At 70.7% G+C, this 24,066-nt stretch carries 22 protein-coding genes and 1 pseudogene; 13 read left to right on the top strand and 10 right to left on the bottom strand.

Annotated elements, in window-relative coordinates; all coding sequences use genetic code 11:
• Positions 1-41 precede the first annotated feature (41 nt).
• The 3 genes and pseudogenes from AB0G84_RS05890 to AB0G84_RS05880 all read right to left on the bottom strand — a co-directional run.
• Positions 42-506, bottom strand: coding sequence for a MarR family transcriptional regulator (locus AB0G84_RS05890; RefSeq protein ID WP_361316053.1), 465 nt, complete (start codon positions 504-506; stop codon positions 42-44).
• Complete coding sequence (locus AB0G84_RS05885) at positions 506-1,948, bottom strand: MFS transporter (protein ID WP_361316050.1); 1,443 nt, start codon at positions 1,946-1,948, stop codon at positions 506-508. Before AB0G84_RS05885 ends, AB0G84_RS05890 begins: the two co-directional genes overlap by 1 nt.
• 171 nt (positions 1,949-2,119) lie before the next feature.
• Positions 2,120-2,476 (bottom strand): annotated as a pseudogene (locus tag AB0G84_RS05880) (Tn3 family transposase); the annotation flags it as partial.
• 288 nt (positions 2,477-2,764) lie between these two features.
• Here AB0G84_RS05880 and AB0G84_RS05875 point away from each other — a divergent pair.
• From AB0G84_RS05875 to ppk2, 7 genes are all read left to right on the top strand, one after another.
• Positions 2,765-3,379: a DUF1326 domain-containing protein gene (locus AB0G84_RS05875; RefSeq protein ID WP_361316047.1), complete on the top strand. Its 615-nt coding sequence runs from the start codon at positions 2,765-2,767 to the stop codon at positions 3,377-3,379.
• A complete protein-coding gene (locus tag AB0G84_RS05870; RefSeq protein ID WP_361316044.1) occupies positions 3,376-4,134 on the top strand; it encodes a DUF2182 domain-containing protein in 759 nt (252 codons plus the stop codon). The genes AB0G84_RS05875 and AB0G84_RS05870 overlap by 4 nt, the downstream gene beginning before the upstream one ends.
• Positions 4,135-4,744: 610 nt before the next feature.
• Positions 4,745-5,788: a PP2C family protein-serine/threonine phosphatase gene (locus AB0G84_RS05865; RefSeq protein WP_361316041.1), complete on the top strand. Its 1,044-nt coding sequence runs from the start codon at positions 4,745-4,747 to the stop codon at positions 5,786-5,788.
• Between the two features lie 326 nt (positions 5,789-6,114).
• Positions 6,115-6,819, top strand: a complete 705-nt coding sequence (locus tag AB0G84_RS05860; RefSeq protein ID WP_361316038.1) for a CBS domain-containing protein — start codon at positions 6,115-6,117, stop codon at positions 6,817-6,819.
• A complete protein-coding gene (locus tag AB0G84_RS05855) occupies positions 6,816-7,682 on the top strand; it encodes a universal stress protein (RefSeq protein WP_361316036.1) in 867 nt (288 codons plus the stop codon). The genes AB0G84_RS05860 and AB0G84_RS05855 overlap by 4 nt, the downstream gene beginning before the upstream one ends.
• Before the next feature lie 53 nt (positions 7,683-7,735).
• Positions 7,736-8,476 carry a pyridoxamine 5'-phosphate oxidase family protein gene (locus tag AB0G84_RS05850; protein ID WP_361316033.1) on the top strand — a complete coding sequence of 247 codons (741 nt, stop codon included), beginning with the start codon at positions 7,736-7,738 and terminating at the stop codon, positions 8,474-8,476.
• Between the two features lie 171 nt (positions 8,477-8,647).
• On the top strand, positions 8,648-9,475 hold the full coding sequence (gene ppk2, locus AB0G84_RS05845; RefSeq protein WP_361316031.1) for a polyphosphate kinase 2: 828 nt from the start codon (positions 8,648-8,650) through the stop codon (positions 9,473-9,475).
• A gap of 142 nt (positions 9,476-9,617) precedes the next feature.
• Here the strand turns inward: ppk2 and AB0G84_RS05840 are convergent, their stop codons facing one another.
• From AB0G84_RS05840 to AB0G84_RS05830, 3 genes are all read right to left on the bottom strand, one after another.
• The gene (locus AB0G84_RS05840) at positions 9,618-10,376 is read right to left on the bottom strand and encodes an STAS/SEC14 domain-containing protein (RefSeq protein WP_361316028.1); all 759 of its coding nucleotides are present in this window, start codon (positions 10,374-10,376) and stop codon (positions 9,618-9,620) included.
• Positions 10,377-10,624: 248 nt separating this feature from the next.
• Positions 10,625-12,073, bottom strand: a complete 1,449-nt coding sequence (locus tag AB0G84_RS05835; RefSeq protein WP_361316025.1) for a HAMP domain-containing sensor histidine kinase — start codon at positions 12,071-12,073, stop codon at positions 10,625-10,627.
• Positions 12,070-12,804, bottom strand: a complete 735-nt coding sequence (locus AB0G84_RS05830) for a response regulator transcription factor (RefSeq protein ID WP_361316022.1) — start codon at positions 12,802-12,804, stop codon at positions 12,070-12,072. Before AB0G84_RS05830 ends, AB0G84_RS05835 begins: the two co-directional genes overlap by 4 nt.
• Positions 12,805-12,948: 144 nt before the next feature.
• On the opposite strand from AB0G84_RS05830, the gene AB0G84_RS05825 reads away from it, so the two are divergent.
• Genes AB0G84_RS05825 through AB0G84_RS05815 form a run of 3 tightly spaced genes read left to right on the top strand, consistent with a single transcriptional unit; the run spans position 12,949 to position 15,556 of the window.
• Entirely contained in the window at positions 12,949-14,322 is a 1,374-nt protein-coding gene (locus tag AB0G84_RS05825; RefSeq protein WP_361316019.1) for a ferredoxin reductase family protein, read from the top strand.
• A 9-nt stretch (positions 14,323-14,331) separates the two neighbouring features.
• Positions 14,332-14,772 carry an FMN-binding protein gene (locus AB0G84_RS05820; RefSeq protein ID WP_361316016.1) on the top strand — a complete coding sequence of 147 codons (441 nt, stop codon included), beginning with the start codon at positions 14,332-14,334 and terminating at the stop codon, positions 14,770-14,772.
• Positions 14,765-15,556 carry an FAD:protein FMN transferase gene (locus tag AB0G84_RS05815; protein WP_361316014.1) on the top strand — a complete coding sequence of 264 codons (792 nt, stop codon included), beginning with the start codon at positions 14,765-14,767 and terminating at the stop codon, positions 15,554-15,556. The genes AB0G84_RS05820 and AB0G84_RS05815 overlap by 8 nt, the downstream gene beginning before the upstream one ends.
• 320 nt (positions 15,557-15,876) lie before the next feature.
• Here the strand turns inward: AB0G84_RS05815 and AB0G84_RS05810 are convergent, their stop codons facing one another.
• Positions 15,877-16,827 carry a DJ-1/PfpI family protein gene (locus AB0G84_RS05810; protein WP_361316011.1) on the bottom strand — a complete coding sequence of 317 codons (951 nt, stop codon included), beginning with the start codon at positions 16,825-16,827 and terminating at the stop codon, positions 15,877-15,879.
• Between the two features lie 364 nt (positions 16,828-17,191).
• Between AB0G84_RS05810 and AB0G84_RS05805 the strand changes: the two genes are divergently transcribed.
• Positions 17,192-17,992 (top strand): alpha/beta hydrolase, encoded by an 801-nt coding sequence (locus AB0G84_RS05805; protein ID WP_361316009.1) that lies wholly within the window; start codon positions 17,192-17,194, stop codon positions 17,990-17,992.
• 102 nt (positions 17,993-18,094) lie between these two features.
• On the opposite strand, the gene AB0G84_RS05800 is transcribed toward AB0G84_RS05805, so the two are convergent.
• Positions 18,095-18,517: a hypothetical protein gene (locus AB0G84_RS05800; RefSeq protein ID WP_361316007.1), complete on the bottom strand. Its 423-nt coding sequence runs from the start codon at positions 18,515-18,517 to the stop codon at positions 18,095-18,097.
• A gap of 651 nt (positions 18,518-19,168) precedes the next feature.
• Between AB0G84_RS05800 and AB0G84_RS05795 the strand changes: the two genes are divergently transcribed.
• Positions 19,169-20,206: a LysR family transcriptional regulator gene (locus AB0G84_RS05795; protein WP_361316005.1), complete on the top strand. Its 1,038-nt coding sequence runs from the start codon at positions 19,169-19,171 to the stop codon at positions 20,204-20,206.
• Between the two features lie 242 nt (positions 20,207-20,448).
• Here the strand turns inward: AB0G84_RS05795 and AB0G84_RS05790 are convergent, their stop codons facing one another.
• Together AB0G84_RS05790 and AB0G84_RS05785 are read right to left on the bottom strand one after the other, a co-directional pair.
• Positions 20,449-20,901, bottom strand: a complete 453-nt coding sequence (locus AB0G84_RS05790; protein WP_361316003.1) for a hypothetical protein — start codon at positions 20,899-20,901, stop codon at positions 20,449-20,451.
• A 425-nt stretch (positions 20,902-21,326) separates the two neighbouring features.
• Positions 21,327-21,779: a PHP-associated domain-containing protein gene (locus AB0G84_RS05785; protein ID WP_361316820.1), complete on the bottom strand. Its 453-nt coding sequence runs from the start codon at positions 21,777-21,779 to the stop codon at positions 21,327-21,329.
• Between the two features lie 578 nt (positions 21,780-22,357).
• Between AB0G84_RS05785 and AB0G84_RS05780 the strand changes: the two genes are divergently transcribed.
• Positions 22,358-24,061, top strand: coding sequence for a cholesterol oxidase substrate-binding domain-containing protein (locus AB0G84_RS05780; RefSeq protein WP_361316001.1), 1,704 nt, complete (start codon positions 22,358-22,360; stop codon positions 24,059-24,061).
• The last annotated feature ends 5 nt before the right edge of the window (positions 24,062-24,066 follow it).

Below are 24,066 nucleotides of genomic sequence, written 5' to 3'. Positions count from 1 at the left end.
TCCGCGGGAAGGGAGACGAACGAATCGTCAACCTCCCAGGCTCAGTTCAGGAGTTTCGACACCACACGGTCGAGTGCCTGGATGTCCTCTGGGGGCAGGGCGAGCAGGGCGTCGGGCGGGGTGGTGAGGATGTCGATGGCGCGGGCAGCCTTCGCCTGGCCCTCATCCGTGAGGTGGACCAGCTTGGACCGGCGGTCGTCGGGATTGGTGATGCGTTCGGCGAGGCCGCGCCGCACGAGGTCATCGACGATGACGGTGGCGTACGGCGGGTCGGTGGTCATCCGGTCGGCCAATTCGCGCAGGGTGATCGGGCCGGCGGCGAGACGGCGCAGCGCCCTGACGCGGCTGAAGCTCATGCCGAGGGCTTCCGCAACGGCCTTGCGGCGGTTGTGGCGCTCCATCAGGAGCGTGTTCAGCCCCTGCCAGGCCCGAGCCGCCGCTCTGGCGATGGCGTCGTCCCCCTGGTGGGCCCTCTCGGGGTGTTCGTCGGCATGAAGGCGCTCCATCAGGCGTTCACTGTCTCCTCGGTCTCCTCGGCGGCGAGCCGCTGCGCTGTGCGCTGGGCCGTTGCCGCGGCCCAGCGGCCGGAAGTGAGCGTACCCATGACCAGCACGACGGCGCCGCAGCCGGCGATGATCCACCACACCGTGCGGCCCGCGTCGGTGAAGGACGCCGCGTTCGCGTGCGCTGTGCCAGCCATCAGGGCACCGATGACGGCCACGCCGAGGGACTGGCCGATCTGCCGGCTGGTGGAGGCCACAGCTGCCGCGACGCCGGCCTGCGAGCGGGGCATTCCTGAGACGGCGGTGTTGGTGATGGGCGCGTTGACCAGGCCGAAGCCGGTACCGAAGAGCAGGTACGCGACGACCAACAGCGTCGTCGGAAGGTGATCGGAGTAGGTGAGCGCTTGCAGCACGGCGCTGGAACACAGCGCCGTCCCGGCGAGCACCAGGGGCGTACGCGGCCCCCGCGAGGCCACCATGCGGCCGGACAACGGCGCGGTCAGCAGCGCCATGACCGCCATGGGCAGCATGAACAGCCCGGCGTGCAGCGGGTCGAGCCGTCGCACGTCCTGCAGGTACAAGGAGCTGATGAACAGGAAGCCGCCCAGACCGGCGAACGCGGCGACCGCGGTCACGGTGGCGCCCGCGAACGGCGCGGAACGGAAGAACCTCAGCTCGATGAGGGGATCGGTGCGCCGCGGTTCGTACCACAGCAGGCCCAACAGTGCGCCCAGCGCCGCGGCCACGCACCCGACGACGAGGGGCGAGGTCCAGCCGCGGTTCGGCGACTCGATGATGGCGTACGTGAGAGTGGCCAGCAGGACGACGATGAGCGCCTGGCCGACCGGGTCGGCGCGGCGAGGCCGCGGCGCCCGTGATTCCGGCACGTACCTGCGGGTCAGGAACAGCGCGGCCAGACCGATCGGGATGTTGATCCAGAAGACGGCCCGCCAGCCGGCCGACTCCACCAGCGCTCCGCCGATGAGGGGTCCGGCGGCCATGCTGATGCCCACGACGCCGCTCCACACACCGATCGCGCGGGCACGTTGCCGGGGGTCGGTGAAGGTGTTCGCGATGATCGACATGGCGACGGGGTTCAGCATCGACCCGCCGACCGCCTGGAGCATCCGCCCGGCGACGAGCCAACCGAGCCCAGGTGCCAGGCTGCACAGCAGCGACGCCGAGGTGAAGAGCACCAGCCCGGTCTGGAAGGTGCGGCGGCGGCCCACGCGGTCGGCGGTCGAGCCGGAGAGCATCAACAGGCTCGCCAGCACCAGCGTGTAGGCATCGACCGTCCACTGCAGTCCGGACACCGATGTGTGCAGTTCATGCTGGATGGAAGGCAGGGCGACGTTCAGGATCGTGTTGTCGAGGCTGACGATGAGCAGGCTCATGCAGCAGATGGCGAGCACAAGCCACGGCCGTCGAAGAGCGGCGTCTGGCACGACAGGTCTCCCCCAGATTGTTTGTGTTGTTGTAATCATTGTGAGCGTACAACTAAATCTTCGGAGATGGGAGATGGCGTGCGAGAGCGGCGACCAGGACGGGCAGAACGGCGGCCAGCAGCGCGTCGGTCACACCATCAGCAGCCGTAGCAATCCGGTGGGTCGGTCCTGCTGGTCGTCCGTGTCGCGGAACCGCGGGGAGAAGGTGTATCCGAGGGTCTTGACCAGGCCGAACACCACGTCGGAGTACGGGGCGTTGTCGGCGACCCCCCTCTCCGGCGTCACCCCGCCGTCCGGGTTCAGCAGCACGTCCAGGAGGTGCAGGGAGTCGCACGGGGCGCCGGGGCACGACCAACTGCCGCCCGCGACCCGGTCGTTCACGGCGTTGAGCCACCTGATGCCGCGGTGGAACCCGAAGTGCTGCGGTGACGACGCCGCGCTGATGGTCCGTACGAGGACGACCAACCGCGGCCCGTCGACCGACGCCGGCGGGCCCTCGCCCCAGAACCCGACGAGGGGCACCTCGGCCAGCACGCCCACGCCGGGCAGCAGCACCCGGTGACGGTGCAGCCAGGCCCACCGCCTGGTGGAACAGCGCCTGCGGCTCCTCAGCGTGCGTCCACGCCCGCCCGTGCAGGAAGGTGCGGAACCTGCGGCCCCACTCGGCATCCTCCTCCTATGACGGCGAGCGGCCGGCGGCGGATCTGCGCGACGGGCGTCGGCGGGAATAGCCTGGAGAAGAGCGGCACCGGGACGGGGCGGACCCTCCCGATGCAGTTCCCTTCGCGGAGGGGCGCGAGACAGGGAGGAAGAGCCATGCCCTGGAATCTGAACGGCACGTACCTGGAGAGCTGCAACTGCGACGTGGTGTGCCCCTGTACCACCTCGGGCTTCGCCGCTCCGGCCGACCACGAGCGCTGCCAGGTGACCTTCGCGTTCCACGTGGACAGCGGGAACGTGGACGGAGTGGACGTCTCCGACCGCAGCGTCAGCGTCTTCATCGACGGGCCCCGGGTGATGGCCGAGGGCGGTTGGCAGGTGGCGCTGTACATCGATGCTTCGGCCGACGACGGCCAGGCGGAAGCGCTGGGCAAGGTCTTCTCCGGCCAGGCCGGCGGGCCGATGGCGGCGCTCACGCCGCTCATCGGCAAGGTGCTCGGCGTGCAGCGGGTCCCCATCGAGTACCGCGACGACGGCCGCCGCCACGCCGCGCGGGTGGGCGACGCCATCGACATCGAGATCGAGGACCAGGTCGCCCCGCAGTTCGGCGAGGACGGTCCGGTGATGAGCCTGACCGGCATGTTCCACCCGGCGAACAGCACGCTGACGATCGCCCGGTCCACCCGGGCGACGGGCGAGGGCGTGTACGGCCGGTCCTGGGACTTCACCGGCGGCAACGGTCACTCGGCACCCTTCACGTGGGCCGCGTGACCAGCAGGCCGGTTACCGTCGGCCGCAGGGCGGGCCCCGCCGGGCTGCTGCTGGTCGCTGCGGCCGCCGCCTGGGTCTGGGTGGTGACGGGCTGGGGCGGCATGCGGGCGGTGCCCGGCACCATGGGTCTGGGCCTGCCCGCTTTCCTGGCCGTGTGGGCGCTGATGATGGCCGCGATGATGTTGCCCGCCACGACGCCCGTCGCCGCGTTGTACGCGCGCACCATCACCGTGCACCGGGCGCCGCGCATGGTCGTTTTCACGGTCGCCTACCTGCTCGTCTGGGCCGCGGCCGGGCTACCGGCGTACGCGCTGGCTGTCGGTTTGGGCCGGGCGACGAGCCTCCCCACCATGGCGGGGACCGCAGTGGCCGCGGCCGTGTTTGCGGTCAGCGGCGTCTACCAGCTCACGCCCCTCAAGGACCGCTGCCTGGCGAGGTGCCGCTCGCCGCTCGGGCTGATGCTGCGCTACGCCTCGTACCCGGGACGTTCGCGCGATCTGCGTGCCGGAGCCCACCACGGGGCCTTCTGCCTGGGCTGCTGCTGGTCGCTGATGGTGCTGCTGGCGGCGTTCGGACTGATGAACCTGTGGGCCATGGTGGTGCTGGCTGCCGTGATCAGCGCCGAGAAGCTCGTTCCGGCCGGCCCCCGGGTGGCCCGTGCCGTGGGGATCGCCTCGATCGCCCTGGCCGTCGCCGTCTTCTGGGTCCCGGCGCTGGCTCCGGGCCTCACCGGTGGCGGTATGACCGGGATGTGAGCGGTCCAGCGCACGGGCAATCAGGGCCTCGGCGAGGGCCCGGTCGTCGGCGAGGGCCCGGTCGTCGGCAAGGGCACGGTCGTCGGCAAGGGCACGGTCCTCGCGGCACTGCAGCCACAGGATGAACCCGGCCGCGTAGCTGGGGCGGGTGGCGTAGGAGACGACGCCGAACACGTGGCCCGCCTCCACCTGCGGGGATGGCCCTCCCCCACCGGCGAGCAGGACAACACGGTCGGCGTGCTGCCGACCACGCCCCCGGAACCCTCATCGCGAGTGACGAGTCCTGCCGGAGGAACGACAGCAGCCAGCCCCCCGTCCGACGGTCCGCCTCAACTACCTTCTTCTGACAGGTATCTGGCCACGAACGGCGATGTTGTGCCCGAACAGGCACGGCCGTCCGGGCCACGCGCGGGTCATGAAGGAGCCCGGCACCGCTCGGTCGTGGCACCATCGCCCAGCAGGGTGCACCGTCCGGACGCAGGCGGCCGACTCCGGCCGACCAGAGCGGCATGTCCCACTCTGCGTAGATATCCTGCGAAGCGTGATCAAACCTGGACGGCTGCGCCTCCGTCGTCGCCAAGGCCGGGGGCCGCTTACTCTGCTGTCTCCGGTGATCCTGACCGTTGTCATCGCCGGCCTGGCGTACGCCACTCCCCCAGAACTGGCTTTCAGCCGGCTCCTGCCCGCGGCGCCGGCCCTCGCCGCCGCCATGTGGCCCGTGCTCCCCACCGTCCTGCTGGGGACGGTCTGCCTTCTTCTCATGATCGGCCTCGGCATCGTGTTCCCCGACCTGGGGACGTGGTGGACGGCGGCGGGCGTCGTCGCTGTCACCGTGGCGGCCGCGTACGGAAGCCATGTCCGGCTCCGGCGGGAGCAGACCCTGTTCCAGGTCCGGCTCGTCGCCGACACGGCGCAGCAGGTGGTCCTGAGCCCGATGCCGCGCCGTTTCGGGGGCATCGAGATCGAGGCGCTGTATCTCGCGGCCGCGGCGGAGGCCAGTATCGGCGGCGACTTCTACGAGGTGGTCGACACGGAGTACGGGGTGCGGCTGCTGATCGGCGATGTGCGGGGCAAGGGTCTGCCGGCGGTGGGCACGGCCGCGGCGATGGTCAACAGCTTCCGGGAGGCAGCCTACGACGAGGCCGACCTGGTCAATATCGCCCGTCGCCTGGAGGCCAGCAGCACCCGCTACCACGCCGCTTTTCCCCCCGAGGGCATGATGGAGCGCTTCGCCACCGCCCTTCTCGCCGAGATCCCTCACGGGGGCGGCAGCATCGGAATCCTCAACTGCGGACATCCCCCGCCGCTGCTCCTGAACCACGAGGAAGTCCGCGCCCTGGAGCCCACCGTTCCCTCTCCGCTTCTCAACCTCGCGGACCTGATCGGTGATCACTACAGCATCGACACCTTCGCCTTCGCCCCTGGCGACCTGCTGCTCCTCTACACCGACGGTGTCGCCGAGGCGCGCGACCGCGACGGCGCGTTCTTCCCGCTGGCGGCGTGGTTGCACCGGCAGCCCCCGGGGCGGCCCGGCGAACTGCTCAACGCTCTCCACCGTGACCTCCTCCACCACAGCAGAGGACGCCTCGACGACGACATCGCCGCCCTCGCCGTCCGCTTGTGGAGCGATCGTCACGACCTGTCGATCAGCTGAGGGCTTCAGGCTGCGTCGGCGGCACGGTCTGAAGGTGCTGGCGGTCGGCCTCGCAGAACCTGACGTTGCGCTGCCGATGTTCCCTGGCGGAGCCGATGCGGTCCAAGCCGAGGGTCGCCAGATTCGACACGCTGCGAGTGAACCATGTACGTGCCCTGGAACAGGGCCGCAGCTCAACGCGGTACGTGCGTAGCGCCTGGGCCGGTTCGTCCTTCGGGGACGGACGGATGGTGGGTGGGGCCGAGTGGCTCAAGCGGGCGTCGTGCGGGTCTCGTCACGCTGGAGACGTGGCGCATCACCGGCCGCAGCGGCGGAAGGAGCCGGACATGGAGCACCGCACCGTAGGTGAGCTCATGACCAGGAAGGTCGTGAGCGTCCAGCTCGACACTCCGTTCAAGGACGTCGTGCAGATCCTGAGCGACAGCGCGGTGAGTGCCGTGCCGGTGCTCGACAGCCTCGGGCGGCCGGCAGGCGTCGTCTCGGAGGCCGATCTGCTGCGGAAGGCGGCGGACCGGCCCGATCCGTCGGGGAGGACCCCGCTGCCTCATCTGGAGGCGTGGGAGCGGGCCCGGGCGGAGGGCCGTACCGCCGGTGAGCTGATGTCGGCTCCCGCGATGTGCGCCCACCCGGAGTGGACGGTGGTGGAGGCCGCACGCCTGATGGAATCACAGCAGGTCAAGCGGCTTCCTGTGGTCGACGAGACGGACATCCTGCTGGGTATCGTCAGCCGGAGCGACCTGCTGCGCGTCTTCCTGCGCAAGGACCACGCGATCCGGGAGGAGATCACCCGGGAGGTCCTCGGGCGCACGGCTCGCCTCGGCGCGTCGAGGGTCACCGCGGAGGTCCTGCGGGGCCAGGTGACCCTGCACGGCACGGTGACGAATCCATTGCTGATTCCGGTGCTGGTGCGGATGTGCGCGAGCGTCGACGGGGTGGTCGCGGTGTCCGATGAGCTGACACCGGCGGCAGCTCCGGGCGGGAACAACGTCGCCGCGGAGGCATCCCAGGTGGAGAAGGGGGTCCCGACATGAGGAACGTCGTGACCGTCGGTGTGGATGGAACTCCCCAGGCGCTGGCGGCGGCACGGTGGGCGGCGCACGAGGCCCAGCTGCGGCAGGCGCGGCTGAGGATCCTGACCGCGTGGTATCCGCTCGACTCCGGGCCCTCGGGTGCCCCGCCCGACGGCCCGCAACCCCAGCGGTGGCCGGACGGCGTACTGGAAGAGGCCAGGTCCACGGTCGAGGGGGTGCACCCCGGGCTGCCGGTGGAGCTGTCCTTGGTGGACGAACCGCCGCTGGCGGCGCTGGCCGAGGCAGCCGAGCTGACGGACCTCCTGGTCCTGGGGTCGCGTGGGCTGGGCCCGGCGGCGCGCTTCGCCCTCGGAGAGACCGGCCTCAGCCTGGTGCCCCGGGTCGGCGTTCCCGTCGTCCTGGTCCGGGCCCGGCAGGACATCCCGAACTCTCTGAGCAGCAACGACATCGCGGTCGGTGTGAGCCTCCACGCGCCCTGTGAAGGGCTGCTGGAGTTCGCCTTCGAGACCGCCGCCCGCCGGGCCGTGCCGCTCCGCGCCGTCCACGGCAGGGACCTCCCGCTGTACGCCTACGGCCGGGGCGGAATCAAGGAACGGGCCCTCGCGGAGGAAGCGGAGAACGCCGCCCGCCACGAACTGTCCGAGGCCCTACGCCCCTGGCAGGAGAAGTTCCGGGACGTGCGGGTGGAGGAACACGTGGTGATGGAGAGCCCGGCACCCGCCCTCCTGCACGGCGTGGCGGACGCCCAGCTGCTGCTCGTGGGCCGGCGTCACATCGGCCACGCGGTGCCCCGCATCGGGCACGTCGTCCACGCGGCCGTGCACCACGCCCCGTGCCCGGTGGGGATCGTGCCGCACGACTGAACCCTCCGCACGGACGCGGACGGGCCCCCGCCCACCGAGAGGATGTGTGCGTGATGACGACCGACAAGGCACCCGGATCCGCCGCGGAGCCCGGGGCGCCCCGGAGCGACCTGGGCCGGCGCGCCGCGCTGCGCAGGCAGCAGCTGGGGCTGACGCGTGAGGAGGTCGCTGCCCGGGCCGCCGCCTCGCCCGGCTATCTGCAGTACGTCGAGGAGCGCTCCGCCCAACCCGGCATCGCGTTCCTGCTGCGCCTCGCCAGCGCGCTGAACACCACGGTCGCCGAGCTGACCGGCGAGACCACCGACCTTCCTGCGGGCCTGGGCCAGGCCGCAGCGCACCCCGAGGTACGGGTGCTGGGCCCCGCCGAATGCCGTGAACTGCTCTCCACGCACGGTGTCGGGAGGGTGGCCGTCACCACCGGCGACGGAACCCCCGCCGTCTTCCCCGTCAACTACACCGTCGTCGACGACATGATCGCCTACCGGACCCAAGCCGACTCCGGACCGGCGTCGGCCGCCGGCCACGAGATCGCGCTGGAGGTCGACCACATCGACGAGGCCTTCAGCCAGGGGTGGAGTGTGCTGGCAGTGGGCCCCGCGGAGCGCGTCACCAGCGTGCATGCGGCCCGCAAGCTGGACGAGCAGGCGTACACGGCGCCCTGGGTGGGTGGTGGCGGCTACCAGTGGATCGTCATCCGGCCCACCCGGATCACCGGGCGTCGCATCCACGTTCCCGGAGCGCCGGTCCCGCCGGCCGCTGGCACCGGGCGGGGCCGGGGAACGTCCGGGGCGTGACCCCGCGCCGGGCGTCTCGCGCCGTGACACCACGTGGCCGTCGTGCCAGGAGCGGAGCCACCACGGTCCGCCCCGGCTCCCATGGCACGAATGCGCGCCCGTCCCGTCCCGCCCCACCCCATTCGGCCCTCGTGCCCGGCCTCAGCGGGCCGGGCTCCGTACCGTCGACGTATGGCGGACAAACAGGAGGACGGCGGCCGCTCCCGCGGGAAGCTGTCGAAGCCACGCTACGAACGGGAGCTCTACCGCCTGCAGACGGAGCTGGTGAAGCTCCAGGAGTGGGTGCGCGTCGAGGGGGCCCGGCTCGTGGTCGTCTTCGAGGGGCGTGACGCGGCGGGCAAGGGCAGCACCATCCAGCGCGTCACCCAGTACCTCAATCCCCGGGTGGCGCGGATCGTGGCGCTTCCCAAGCCCACGGAGCGTGAGCGTACCCAGTGGTACTTCCAGCGCTATGCGGAGCACCTCCCCGCCGCGGGCGAGATCGTGCTCTTCGACCGCAGCTGGTACAACCGGGCCGGCGTCGAGCGGGTCATGGAGTACTGCACGCCCGTCGAGTACCAGCGCTTCCTGCGTCAGTGCCCGGTCTTCGAGCGCATGCTGGTCGAGGACGGCATCCTGTTGCGCAAGTACTGGTTCTCGGTCAGCGACGACGTACAGGAACGTCGCTTCCAACAGCGTCTGGCGGATCCGACCCGTCGGTGGAAGCTCTCCCCCATCGACCTGGAATCGCTCACCCGATGGGAGGAGTACTCACGGGCCAAGGACGACATGTTCGTCCACACCGACATCCCCGAGGCCCCGTGGTACGTCGTCGAGAGCGACGTCAAACGCCGTGCCCGACTGAACATGATCGCGCACCTGTTGTCGACGGTGCCGTACCACGAAGTGCCGCCACCGGTCCTGGAGTTGCCGTCCCGCCCGCCCGGCACCGGCTACCGGCGACCACCTCGCGACCTGCAGAACTACGTTCCCGACCACACCGCCGGTCTGGAGGGGTGAGGTGCCCGGACGCGGCGGTCAGGGGGTCAGGGCGGTGCGGGAGATGCTGCCGCCGGCGGGTGCGGCGCCGGCGTGGTCGGGCCTCCACTCGCCCGCCGGGGCGTGGGCGGGTCCGAAGCCGTTCCGGGTGGGCCGTGGGGCCTCACGTGGCCGCAGGAGCCCCGGGACCGGCGGCCCAGGCGATGCCGTCTTCGAATGCGTCGTAGGCGAACCGCCGCACTTCGGCTCGGACCAGGTGGTTCGCCAGCTGGGGCAGCAGGGCGGCGACCTTGGTGTCAGCCACCAGAGCCACCCTTTCGACCTTCCGGTGATGGTCGCGGATGAACCGGACGTGGCGCACAAGGCTCCCGACGTTCTCCCAACCGGGAAAGGCGCGCATGTGGATCACGACGCCCGCCAGTGCGTCGTGCGCGCGGAGCCAGCTGTCCGCGGTCTCCGCGAGAGCGTCGAAGTCCTGGGCGCGCAGGGGACGTTCGACCTCGATCACGAGCACACGGGAAGCGGGCAGGAGGCGGTGGGAGATGCCGGGCCCTTCGGGGAGTGCTGCCAGCCAGCGCAGGGCCTCCTCACGTTCCCGGGTGCCGAAGACGCACACCGGACACGGCATGAGGAAACGCACCGTCCGGGTCGTCGCACGGATCCATCCCGCGTCGCTGACCACGGCGCAGCCGTCGCACAGCCGCATGGCTCCGGGGCCGACCTTGAGGTCCTCCCAGACGGCTCCGGGAGTCACCGACCGGAACTCCGGCCCGACGTCGCACAGCACACGGAGGCGTCGCCCCTCCGTGCGCGCCTCGTCGACGAGTGGCTCGACCACCGTCTCGTAGTCGCTCTTCGACACGGTGCCGATCGCCTTCACCACGTCGACGCCCGGGGGCGCGCCTTCCAATCGCATCAGCATGTGCTCTCCCCCTCCGAGAAGGGACAAGGAGCGTCTGCCGGGGAGCCGGCCCGTCCACGCGGGGAAGGCGCCGGGCCGCTGCACCCGACTCTCCGTACTCCTGTCTCCCAGTGTGGCTCCTCGGCATTCCGCTTGCATGCCGGAAACAGCGCCGGTGGGCCGCTGACGGGAGGCCGAGTGACAGGGCCGGCCGTCTGGGGTGGAGGGTCGGGGCGGCCGTCTGAGGTGGAAGGTCGAGGCGGCCGGGCTCAGCGGGCCCCGGAACCGATCGACGCCGCGGGCAGGACCACGGTGAAGGCGGTGTGTCCGGGGCGGCTGGCCATCATGACCCGTCCGCCGTGGGCCGTGACCACGGCTTCCACGATGGCCAGTCCCAGTCCGGTGCCGCCGGCCGAGCGCGAGCGGCTGTGGTCGCCCCGTACGAAGCGGCCGAAGACATCGCGCTGGACCTCCTCGGGCACGCCGGGGCCGTCGTCGACGACCGCCAGCCGGGTTTCCCGGCCATCGGGCGTCAGCCGCACCGTCACGGTGGTTCCCGCCGGGGTGTGCGTCCGGGCGTTGGCGAGCAGATTGCCGACGACCTGGTGCAGGCGGTGCTCGTCGCCGGTCACGCTCACCGCCGTCTCCGGCAGGTCGAGCAGCCACCGGTGCTGCGGGCCGGCTGCCCGCGCATCGTCGGCTGCGTCGAGGACCAGCCGCGTCAGGTCCACCGACGTGTGCTCCAGGGCCCGGCCGGCGTCCAGGCGGGCCAGCAGGAGCAGATCGTCCACCAGGCGGCTCAACCGCTCGGACTCCGCCTGGATCCGTTCCAGCGAGCGGCGGACCTCCCCGGGCACCGGTCCCTTGTGCCGGAGGGCGAGTTCCGCATGGCCTCGGACGTTGGCCACCGGCGTGCGCAGTTCGTGGCTCGCGTCGGCGGCGAAGTGCCGCAGCCGTTCCTCGCTCGCGTGACGCCGCTCCAGCGCGTTGCCGACGTGACCGAGCATCCGGTTGAGGGCGGTGCCGACCTGCCCGACCTCGGTACGCGGATCGGCCACCGGCACCGGCGCCGGCATGGCCACCTCGCCGCTGGCCAGAGGCAGCTCGGCCACCCTCCCGGCGGTGGTCGTGACGCGGCGCAGCGGACGGAGCGACAGCCGTACCCACAGGGCGCCCAGGACGCCGGTCACCAGGAGAGCCCCGCCGAACACCCCCGCCTCCACCGCCATCAGCCGGTGCACCGTCTCCTCGACCGGGCGGAGCGGCAGCCCGGTGATCAGCACGTCGCGGTCGTCGCCCGCCACCGCATTGACGCGGTACCGGCCCAGGGCGGACAGCCGGATGCCGTGTCCAGAGCCGTCCGTGGGGAGGCTGGCCAGCGCCCGCCGGTCGGCGGCGGACAACGGCACCGCGGCGTCCGTCCGGTCTCGTACCACGGCCGCCTGTGCCGGTGTGCCGTGCAGCAGGCGGGCGCCGAAGGTGCCCTCGGACTGGCCGCGGGTGTCCGGCCGGTTATCGGCGTCCGGCCTGGACTCGTGCTCCAGACTCACCGCGAAGCGCCCGGCGGAAGCGGAGAGCTGCTGGTCCAGGCGGCGTACCAGGAAGCCTTCGAGCGCGACGACGGTGGTGACGCCGACCGCCAGGCAGGCCAGCGCCAGCAGCGCGACCAGGCCGGCGGTCAGCTGGCTGCGCAGGGTACGGGGGACGAGCCGGCTCACACGGGCTCCGGCTTGAGGACATACCCGACACCGCGGACCGTGTGGATCATCGGGGCCCGCCCGGCGTCGATCTTCTTGCGCAGATAGCTGATGTAGAGCTCGACGACGTGCGAGCGCCCGCCGAAGTCGTAGGACCAGACCCGGTCGAGGATCTGCGCCTTGGACAGCACCCGCCGGGGGTTGCGCATCAGGAACCGGAGCAGCTCGAACTCGGTGCGGGACAGCTCGACCGGATCGCCGCCGCGGACGACCTCCCGCGCCTCCTCGTCCATGACGAGGTCCCCGACGACCAGCCGGTCACCGTCCGGTTCGTACGCCATGCCGGCCCGGCGCAGCAGGCCGCGCAGCCGCGCCAGCACCTCTTCCAGACTGAAGGGTTTGGTCACATAGTCGTCGCCGCCCGCGGTGATCCCGGCGATCCGGTCCTCGACGGCGTCACGCGCGGTGAGGAACAGGACGCAGACCGTCCGCAACTCCTCACGCAGCAGGTGCAGCACTTGCAGACCGTTGATGTCGGGCAGCATCCAGTCCAGGACGACGGCGTGCGGCCGGAAGGTCTGGGCGACGGCGAGCGCGGAGCCGCCGTCGGCCGCACTCCGTACCTCCCAGCCCTCACCCGTGAGGGCGCCGGCCAGCACCTCGGTGAGGTCCGGCTCGTCGTCGACCACCAGGACGCGCACCGGCGAACCATCGGCGCTGCGCAGCGGGGCAGGGGTGCGGTGAGTGTGCATGGTGCCTCCAGCATCCCTCCCCACGGTGCGTCCGCGGGTATGAGCCGGCTCTGAGTTTCCTGTGAATCCCCGGGTGGGTCCCCTTCGCAGAAGGTCTTCAGAGGTTGCGCTGCGACGCTGGCGCCGACCACGGAAGGGGAGCCCATGAGCACCATCTCGCACACCCGACGCGGTGCCCCACGCGGCGCCCCTGCCGGCGCCCCGCCACGCCGCTGGCCGTCCCCGGCCCCGTTGCTGCTGCGGGGCGCCATCGGGGCGGGGGCCTGCGGCGTCCTGGCCCTGTGGTGGACCGGCACGGCGTCCGTGGTGGGCCCGGCGGGCTGGCTCACCGGCGGCGGCCGGATCACCGGCCTGCTCGCCGGCTACTCCTGCGCGGTCCTGATCGCGTTGATGGCCCGCGTTCCCCTGCTCGATCACCATCTGGGCAGCGACCGCCTCGCGCGTTGGCACGCCGCGGGCGGGCGCTACACGATCTCGCTGGTGCTGGCGCACACCCTGCTGATCGTCTGGGGCTACACCCTGACCTCGGGGAGCGGCGTACTGCACGAGACGACCACGCTCGTCCTCGATTACCCGGACATGCTCAAGGCCACCGCGGCCTTCGTGCTGCTGGCCGCCACCGGCTTCCTCTCGGCACGTGCCGCCCGGCGCCGCATGAGCTACGAGACCTGGCACTACCTCCACTTCGCGACCTACCTCGCCGTCTTCCTCGCCTTCGGCCACCAGCTCTCCGACGGCGCCGACTTCGTGGGCCGGCGCCCCGCACAGCTCGGCTGGTACGCCCTGTACGCGGCGGTGGCGGCGCTGGTCCTCTGGTACCGCTTCGCGGTTCCGGTGCGACGGGCGCTACGTCACCGACTCCGGGTCGTGGAAGTGCGCCCGGAGGCGCCGGGCGTGGTCTCGGTGCACCTCACAGGGGAGCGACTGACCGAACTCGGCGCCCGGCCGGGGCAGTTCTTCCGTTGGCGTTTCCTGGCGCCCGGCCTGTGGTGGACCGCCAATCCCTACTCCCTCTCCGCTCCGCCGCTCCCCCACCACCTGCGCATCACGGTGAAGGAGGCCGGTAAGCACAGCGCGGCCCTGGCCCGGCTGCGCCCCGGCACCCGGGTGTGGGCCGAAGGGCCGTACGGTGCCTTCACCGAGGCCCGTCGCCGATCGGCCAAGGTGCTGCTCCTCGCGGGCGGCGTGGGCATCACGCCGCTGCGGGCGCTCTTCGAAACTCTCCCCGGCGAGGTCACGCTCGTCTACCGGGCACGGCGGCCGGAAGACCTCGCCCTGCGCGCCGAGCTCGATGCGATCGCGGCCGCTCGCGGCGCGACCGTCCACTACGCCGTCGACGAACCGGCCAGGTACTCCGCGCCGTTGACCGCCCGCGCACTGAAGTCCCTGCTCCCGGACCTGGCCGCCCACGACGTGTACCTGTGCGGTCCCCCCGGTATGACCAGCGCCGCCCGTCGCGCCCTGCGCGGGGCCGGTGTGCCCCGGCACCGCATCCACCACGAGTCGTTCGAGTTCTGAGGAGCCCCCGTGCGCCGAGCCGTCCTGACCGCAGCGTCGACCAGCGCGTTGGTCGTCGTGCTGCTCACCCTCAAGCCGCACCACCCAGCCGGTCTGCCCGGCAGCGCCGCACCGGCCGGCGCCGTTCCGGCCCCGTCGGCCGCCGGCCGGTCCCCCCGGGGAGGACACCCCGTCAACGGCACCTACACCGGTACCCCGATCACCACCCGCTACGGCACCGTGCAGGTGGCGGCCACCCTCAAGGGCGGCCGGCTGGCTGCGGTCAAGGTACTGCGGGCCCCGTCCCACAACGGCCGCGACCGTGATATCGCCGCCTACGCCCTACCCCGCCTCACACGGGAGGCGCTGGGCACGCACAGCGCCGTCATCGACGCGGTGTCCGGCGCCAGCTACACCAGCGAGGGCTACATCCGGTCGCTGCAGAGCGCCCTGGACCGGGCCGGTGTCTGAGCCCGGGCGCGGACTGCGCCACGTCGAGCAGGCGATGGGCACAGTGTTCTCCTTCGACATCCGCGACGCCCGCACCCCCGCCATCGAGTCCGCACTGCAGGACGCGGTCGCCTGGCTCCACCACGTCGACGCGGTCTTCTCGACCTACCGTTCCGACAGCGTCGTCAGTCGTCTCGGCCGGGGAGAGGTGGCACTCGTCGACTGCCCCACGGAAGTCCGCGAGGTCCTCGTGCTCTGCGAACGAGCGCAGCACGCCACCGGCGGCTGGTTCAGCGCCACCGCCAACGGCTGCCTGGACCCCAGTGGACTCGTCAAAGGGTGGGCGGTCGAGCGTGCCGCTCGGATCCTTCGGGCGGCAGGCGCCCACCACACCTGTGTGAACGGCGGCGGCGACCTCCAGCTCACCGGAGAGGCGGCACCCGGCGTGCCCTGGCGCATCGGGATCGCCCACCCGCTGCGTCCGGGCGAGCTGTGCACCGTCGTCACCGGAGCCGACCTGGCCATCGCCACCTCCGGCACCACCGAACGGGGTGCCCACATCTTCGATCCGCATACCGGCGCTCCGGTGACCCGGCCGGCCTCGGTCACCGTCGTCGGAAGCACCCTCACCCTGACCGACGCCTATGCCACGGCGGCCTTCGCCATGGGTGCGGGAGCCCGCCCTTGGCTGGAGGGGCTCGACGGTTACGAGGGTCTCGCGGTCGAACGGGACGGCGAAGGCTGGACCACCCAGGGCTTTCCGGGAACCCCGTGCGAAGGAACCCGGGCCCAGGCGCCAGCGTGACGCGGTGGAGCCCCGCCGGCGCCGGTGTCCCGGCCGATAGCCGGCGGGTACCCGGGCGCAAAGCCCTGGGGCACGGTCGGTCTCGACCGGATCACCGCCTCCAGGAGCGTCCTCTCACGGGTGACCCCGCTCAGTGGCCCTCTGCTCCAGCGGCCGCGGGGTCCGCCAGGCCGCCGTCTCGCGGATGGCCGCCCGGCCCCGCACCGGATCCTGCCCCGAGTGCAGGTGGAACACCGAGTCCGCCGTGTGGAGTTCGGCAATGCGGTCAGGGTCGCGGGCCTCCCCGCATGCGTGGTAGCGCTCGAACCGCGAGGCCGGGGTCAGGAGCTGGTTGTCTGCTGGAAGGCCCGCCGATAGGCGGACGGCGTGGTGCCGAGGGAGTCGCGGAATCGGGCGCGGAGATTGGCGCTGGTACCAAGGCCGCTCTGTGCGGCGACTTGCTCGATGCCGAGGTCGGTGACTTCCAGGAGCTCGCGGGCGTGGTTGACGCGGGCGGTGAGCAGCCACCGGTGCGGAGTAATGCCGGTCTCCTGACGCCACATGCGAACCAGGGTGCGGGCGGAGACGCGAGCGTGCCGGGCAAGAACCTCCAGGGTGAGCGCTTCGTCGAGGTGCCTCAGGGCCCAGTCGCGGGTGCCGGCGAGGCTGTGAGCGGTGGGCTCGGGCAAGGACCGGGCGATGTACTGGGCCTGGCCACCGCCGCGGTGCGGTGCGGCCACCAGTTCGCGGGCGATCTCGTTCGCCACGGCAGCTCCGAGGTCCTTGCGGACGAGGTGGAGACACAGGTCGATCCCAGCGGTCACGCCCGCGGACGTCAGCAAGGGATCGTCGTCGATGTAGAGGACGCTGCGGTCCACCCGGATCCGGGGATAGAGCCCTTCGAGTTCGTCGGCGCTGGCCCAATGCGTGGTCACCGTACGGCCGTTGAGCAACCCTGCCGCGGCGAGCGCGAAGGCGCCGGTGCAGATCGAGGCGATGCGGGCGCCTCTGCTGAAGGCACGCTTCAGGGCCTCCGTGACCTCGGGCTCCGGCGGCCGCTGATAGTCCCAGTAGCCGGGCACGATGATCGTGTCCGCCCGGGCCAGAGCCGGCAGTCCGGCCGTACCACCCACCGTGAACCCGGTGCTGGTCGTGATGCTGCCACGGGCTCCACCGCACACCGTGAGTTCGTACGGGGTGATCGGCCGCGCATTGAAGATCTGCGTCGGGATGCCGAGATCGATGGGAAGCACGCCGGGCAGCACCAGGACCGCGACGCGATGAGGAGCCATGTCTCCGATGCTACGGCCGCAACTTCCCTGCCAGCCCTCAGGGATGTCCCGTGATCCTCGACGGACGACAGACTGCGGGAACGGGCCTTCGGCGCAAAAGACAGCCGAAGGCCGAAGCTCCGACGGCCCCGGTCTGCTGGGTCCTGTCATCGCGCGGCCCGACGTGGCTGTGGCTGGTCCACGAGCGACCGTCCACGTCGCGTGTCGCGAAAATTGCGCATGCTGGCACACGAGCACGTGGTCGATCGAGCGAGGCCGGGCGACGATCACGTCATGAGCAGCACGGCCCAACCGCCGGGCTCACGCCGGCAGCGACCGCAGCAGGGCGGCGCCGCACCGGCCCAGGCAAGGACATCTCACCGTCGTGACCACCCACACCCCGATCGGCCGCTACTTCAACGTGCAGGACGGGCGGATCTACGGCCACGTCCGCGAGGGCGACGGCCCGGCCCTGGTCTTCCTCCACTACTGGGGCGGCTCCCACCGCACCTGGCGGCCGGTCATCGAGCACCTCAGCCCCACACAGGCATTCGTCTCTCACGACCACCGCGGCTGGGGTGAGTCCACCGAGGCGCCCGGCCCTTACGGCATCGAGCAGCTCGCCGACGACACCGAACGGGTCGTCGACGAGCTCGGCTACGGCGAGTACGTCGCGGTGGGCCACTCGATGGGCGGAAAGGTGGCCCAGGTCCTCGCTTCCCGCCGCCCCGCCGGGCTGAGGGGCGTGGTGCTCGTCGCACCCGCTCCGCCGGCTCCGGTCGGCGTGACGCCCCAGTTCCAGGAGGTGCTGGCGCACGCCTACGACAACGACGAGACCATCAGCCACAGCATCGATCAGGTACTGACCAGCGGTGGGCTGTCCGCCGGGGCACGCCGGCAGATCCACGAGGACAGCTCCCGGGCCGGCGAGGCGGCCCGCATGGCGTGGCCACGGCAGGCGCTGATCGAGAACTTCGCGGACAGGGTCGGTGCGATCAACGTTCCCGTACGGGTGCTGGCCGGCAGCGACGACAAGGTGGACCCCCCGCAGATCCTGCGCGAGCACCTGCTTCCCCTGATCCCCACCGCCACCCTCACCGAACTCCGCGGTACCGGCCACCTCTCGCCACTGGAGGTGCCCGACCAGATCGCCTCTCACCTCACCGCATTCGTCGCCCGCCTCTAGGATTTCGCGCACCGCGGCGGGGCGGCATCGCTCTCCTCTCTCCTTTCCGAGCGACATCCGCAGGGCACGCCGGACTGTCGCGGCTCGGTGCCCGGAACGGCCTCAGTGGATCCCGAGCATCGGCAGGTTCCAGGGGCGCGGGTCGTCGCACGACGGGTCTGCCATCACCGAGAGGTGGAAGTGCTTGGTGTGCGGGTTCGGGCCGCTGTACGGCATCCACTTCCAGGGGTGGAACTCCGGGCGGGTGTCGAGAATCAGTCGGTTGGCGATGATGTATTTGATCCTCGGGTCCCGGCTCGCCGCCAGTTCGTCGGTGATCCGGTTGATGTCCATACTGTGGGCCGGGTCGTGGGTGAAGTCGCGGGCCGTGACGATGCCCGGCCCGTACCAGGGGTTGTGGTCACTGTCCCGATTCTGATGGTTGCTGTCCCCGATGGAACCGTCGCTGCTCTTGTCCCGTTGCGGAAACCGCGCGTTGAACTGCTCCAACAGCACGTCCAGACTGCGTGCGACACGCCAGTCCATATTGCCCTCCCCGTTGTGTTGTCGATCTATGTCCCGGTGGGCCCCGTCACATGACGTGAGTCACAGGGGCTTTGTGTAGTGGCGGTCTGACGCGAGACTGCCTGCGCCGGCCGCCACGTCAGTCGAGGGTGCCCTGATGTGCCACCCCACCGCTTCCCGAGGGAGCGAGTGTGACACCGGGCCCGTTCCCCAGCACGCCCAGCTCAGAGTCGGAGGCCGACCCGCGGAACCCCGCCGCGGAGCCCTCGTGCGGTGCCGTATGGATGCGCACGCCGGACGGAGCCATTCCAAGCCGCCATGTGTGCCCGCCTCCGGACCCACCAGGTACGGCGGCAGGCCCGGGACCGCTTCCCCGCGGTCAGACGAGCGTCGTGCCGGGGCCGCTGCCGATCGGAGCGGCCTGCGCCGTCATCGCCGTCATGCCCACCAGCGTGCCCGCCAGTGTCGCAGCGATTCCCCATTTCCTGATCCCCCTTCCCCCTGTGGTGCGATTCAGTGCGGTCGACGACCTCGACCACCGGACGGTCACCGCTCGGTGGCCGGAACGCTGGATTGGCCGCGCAAGACGTGGATCATTCCCACGCTTTCGTTCAGCCCGGCCTCCCCCTGCAGCTTTCTCTCGTGCCCTCCAGGGCAACTTTCGGGACCAGCATGTCGAGTACGCCGATAGCGAGTAAAGAATTTTTCGATGCAAGCAGCATCAGGATTGATACCGTGACGGGCATGACGGCAGGTGGGGCACGCGACTTATCCAAGGCTTCGGAAGAGCCGCCCGCGAATAGCCATGATCCAAGCGTGCATCAACTACGTTTGTTCGTCGCACTGGCCGAGGAGCTGCACTTCGGGCGCGCCGCACACCGCATGTTCATCAGCCAGCCGGCCTTCAGCAGACAGATCCGGGCGCTGGAGCGGCGACTGAAGGTGGACTTGATCGCCCGTTCCACGCGGCAGGTGGAGCTCACGGCAGCCGGCCATGCGCTGGTGGCCGAAGCGAGGGCAGCTGTTGAGGCGATGCACCGTGTACGCAGGGCTGCCGAAGTTCATGCTCGCCAGGTAGACGGCCGACTGGTGATCGGCTCCATCGGGGCGGAGATGCAAAGACCCTTCACGCGGGCAGTTCTGAAGGAACTTCATTCCCGCCATCCGAAGATCACCTACGAGGTACGCAGCCTTGACATCGCCAGCCACATCACAGCGCTCACCCAAGGTACGGTCGATGTCGCCTTCCTACACCCGCCGATGCCGCCCGAGATCGAGACCCTGCAACTGGCCACGGAACCGCGGGTAGTCTGCCTACCCGCCCATGACCCGTTGACCACTCGCCAGAGCGTAAGCCTGGCAGACCTGGCCGGACACCGCGTCGTGGACGTTCCGCCGGAGTGCCCCCGTGTGTGGTGGAACTTTTGGGCAGTCGACCCGCGCCCTGACGGCACACCTGTCCGCTACGGACCAGTCGTCCCAGACGTGGAGACCCTTTTCCATGCTGTATCCCATGGACAAGCGATTTCTTTCCTACCTGCCGCCGCACGCACATACTTTCCGCGCCCCGGCGTGAGATACCTGGATGTCTCGGACCTGACACCGTGCACCTCAGCTCTGGCTTGGGAACTCAAAAACCGCAGCCTCCCCACGATTGCCGCCGTCCGCCGCGTTGCCGAATCTGTTCGACAACACCTTCCCTCGGCATAGTGGACCGCCCGAGTTTCGTGGGATCCAGTGGTCTTAGTTAGGCAGTCCGAAGGGGGACGAACATGTCGAACATGACAGGGGGCTCACCGATGGTGGATGACTGCCGAGGAGGATGCACGTCCCGCGGGGAAAGCACTCCCTCGAACTCTGCGACGCCTTGGCCGAGTTGGCCGAGTGCGCCTGCCGCCTGATCGGGTGGAGGTGCTTCAAGAGGACCCGACTCCCCACCCTATGACGGACTTTCAGGGGTGGTGGGGCCGCGTGGCGGTCTGCGGTGTTCGTACGCCCAGGACGCTGTGCTGCGCCGCTGCCGCGGCCGTCGAGCTCATGTCGGTGCGCAGGGCGGCGGCCATGCGAGTGCGGAGGTCCTCCGCCCTCTCGTCGAGGAGGACGGCCGAGATCACCAGCTCGAGCGTGATGCGGTCATAGTCCGCCGAGGCGCTGCGGTAGCGCTCGGGATCCGATTCCACGAGCGCGGACGTGATGCGCCACCCGCCGCCGTCCACCTTTGCGAACGTGGCCTCGTACATCAGGTATCCGGTCCAGCTACGGTGCAGGAAGAGGCGGTCGTCCTCCGCGTAGATGGTCCACTTCTCGTCCATGCTCGCGGCCCGGTACCCGAGTTGAATGCGCTGCCACTCGCTCTCGGACCACACACGATCGGGGACGTCCGGCATCGGGCGCGGAGCCAACATGGTGTGCGCCTTACGGAGGGATGATCGCGTCACGGGCATCTGCTGGGACATACCGGCAGCCTATCCCCCGGCACCGCGGCGTCCGAGGGCGTACCGAGGGGCGTCGTTCCCCGTACGTACCGGCCGTCGTCCAGGACGAGCAGGGCGCAGCAGATCGCGGTCTCCGCTCGAAGAGGCCAGACGCAGCGAGGGTTTCCGGAGCGGTGCGGCTCGCCTGGCGGCGTCCCGGGCGGCGGGGCGCGGGAGACGGACGCCCGAACCGGCGCCGGCGATGCGGACCCGAAACATCCGGGTGTCACCGGCGCCGAACACGCCCACCGAGGCCCCTGCCATGGCAGGGGCGCACAAGGCCCCTCCAGCGCAGGCCACAGCCAATCCGCCTGATCTCGTTCAGTTCGGGTCAGGTCAGGTCAGGTCAGGTCAGGTCAGGTCAGGATGATCGGATTGCTGAGCGCCGCCATGTGACCTTCGGGATGGCGTACCTCGATACGGACGAACGCCGAATCCGCCGCGCTGAGGTGCCACTCCACGGCATTCGACCCCGCGCGGGCAAGCGACGCGCGGTGCACCATTCCCTGCTCGGTGTGAAAGCTGACAGTGCCCGACGGCACACCGCGTACGTCCGCTCTTGCTACGACTGGCTCATCGCCGGCTACCAACCGTTCACCGATCCCGGCACTCTGATCCCCCGCAAAGACCGTGAACGACAGCTCGACTGCGACCGATTCGGAGATCCAGCTCCGGCCCGCGCGGATCCCGGCGAGGATCTCGTTTGCACTGAGATCCTCGGCCAGCACGACGGTGTGCGGGACGCCGATCTGGCCCTCAAGGTGGGTGTCGCTGTTACCCATCGCCGGCCTCCACCGTCGCTGGCGGATGTCCGCAGCCAGGCTTCGCCCTCATTCGGCCAGGGCTGCCTCGTTGTCCGCCTGCCATGGCACGTCCGAACTCCACTGCCCGTTCCACACCTCAACCACATCGAACCCCTGGTACGGGTACATGAAAGTGCCTGAAGGGGGCCACCAACGCCGGTGAAGATCCCAACTCTGACACCCACTCCCTCTGCCGCCTCATGGGGAAGCTCGAAGTGCGCGAACCCGGCACCTGCCTTCGAGATCGCCCCCTGGCCCCCTTCCGCGCCTGCCTCGGTCGCACCTCGTAGTCCGGGTAAGCGCGATCTACGGGCGGCCTGCGCGGGCGCATCGGGTCGGACCCCGCGGCTGGGTACGCGCGATCCCGTGTGCAGTGCATCCCCCGATGCCGTCGCTGATCGCATCCATCGACCACGATCGACGCGTCCGTGGTCGCACGCCCAGCCCCGCACGACCATTGCACCTGATGCCCCGTCAGCCTACGCTTCCGGCACCCCCACCGCACCGGGGCGCTCGTACGGTCTCACTCCTACGATCCGTGCGCGGTGCAGCGGGGCGACGCGCCGCGTGCCGGAAGGGCAGCCATGTCCGACGACAGCGCTCGACGCATCCCCCTCACCCGCCGCACGCTGCTGACCGCGACCGCCGCAGCCGGGCTCGCCGCCGCGGCCGGCCTGCACCCCTCCCACCGCATCCCCGCCGGCAGCGCCGCGGCCACCCTCACCCCGCCGCCCGAATTCCCCGCCGGCATCCCGCTCTCCCAACAGGCCTTTCGCAACTGGTCGTTGGAGATCGTCATCGAGAACGTCTGGACGGCCTCGGCCCGTACCCCCGACGACGTGGTGACCCTCGCGAACTGGGCCCACGAGCACGGCTACCGCATCCGGGCCCGGGGCAAGGGGCACACCTGGTCGCCGCTGGTGGTACCCGCCGGCGCCGACACCTCCCGCACCCTCATCGTCGACACCACCTCCCACCTCACCGCGGTCAGTGTGCGCGGGGGCAATCCCGGGAGCGTCACCGCGCAGGCCGGGGCGACCTTCGACACCGTCCTCGGCCGCCTGGAGGAGTCGGGGCTCGGCCTCGCCGCCACCACCGCGCCCGGCGACCTCACCATCGGCGGGGTGCTCGCCATCGGCGGCCACGGCACCGGACTGCCCACCGCCACCGAACAGCCGCCCGCGGGCTCCGGCTTCGGCACCTTGAGCTCTCTGGTCACCTCCCTCACGGCCGTGGTGTGGAGCGCGGCTGAGGGCCGCTATGTGCTCAAGACCTTCGCTCGCTCCGACCCCGACCTCCGGGCCTTCCTCGTCCACCTGGGCCGCGCCTTCATCACCGAAGTGACCCTGACGGCCGCCGCCAACAACCGGCTGCGGTGCCAGAATTGGTTTGACGTCAACATAGGCACCGTTTTCGGTCCCCCGGGCACCGGCGGTCGGACGATCAGCTCCTATCTGGACGGCACCGGACGCATCGAGGCGATCTGGTTCCCGTTCACCGATGTGCCGTGGCTGAAGGTGTGGCGGGTGGCGCCGAGCAAGCCGCTGCTGGCCAAGCAGATCGACGCGCCGTACCCCTACACCTTCGCCAACCGCGTCACCGAGGAGATGTCGGCGCTGCTCGGGCAGATCGCCGCGGGCGGGGGCGACAAGACGCCCGCCTTCACCAAGCTCGCCATGTCCATCGTCGGATCCGGCCTGATCGTCACCGGCACCTGGGACGTCTGGGGCTGGTCGAAGAACAGCCTGCTGTACGTCGAACCCACGACCCTGCGGATCGTCGAAGCCGGCTGGGCGGTACTGACCTCCCGGGCCCAGGTCCAGCGCGTGGTGAACGACTTCTACGGTCACTACCAGAGCGTGCTGGAGGCTCACCGGAGCCGCGGCTCCTACCCCGTCAACGGCCCGATCGAGCTGCGCATCACCGGCACCGACCCGCACGACGGCCCCCTGCTCTCACCGGCCCGGGCCCGCCCGGACCACCCCGAGTGGGACACCGTGGTGTGGCTCGACTTCGCCACCTATCCCGGCACTCCCGGCGCGGCCCCCTTCTTCCGCGAGATGGAGCAGTGGATCTGGCAGAACTACACCGGTTCGTACGCGACCGTGCGCCCCGAGTGGTCCAAGGGCTGGGCCTATACGGACAGCGGGCCGTGGACGGACCCTGCCGTGCTGGGCACCACCGTGCCGGCCGCGTTCGACGACTGGCGCACCGCCCGGGACACGTTGAACTCCTACGATCCGGCACGGGTGTTCTCCAACACCTTCCTCGACACCCTGTTGCCATGAGGCGC

Source organism: Streptomyces sp. NPDC020742 (assembly GCF_040641675.1).
Classification (GTDB): Bacteria; Actinomycetota; Actinomycetes; order Streptomycetales; family Streptomycetaceae; genus Streptomyces.
The sequence above is the reverse complement of the archived record's forward strand: the minus strand, read 5'-3'. Positions and strand labels throughout refer to the sequence as shown.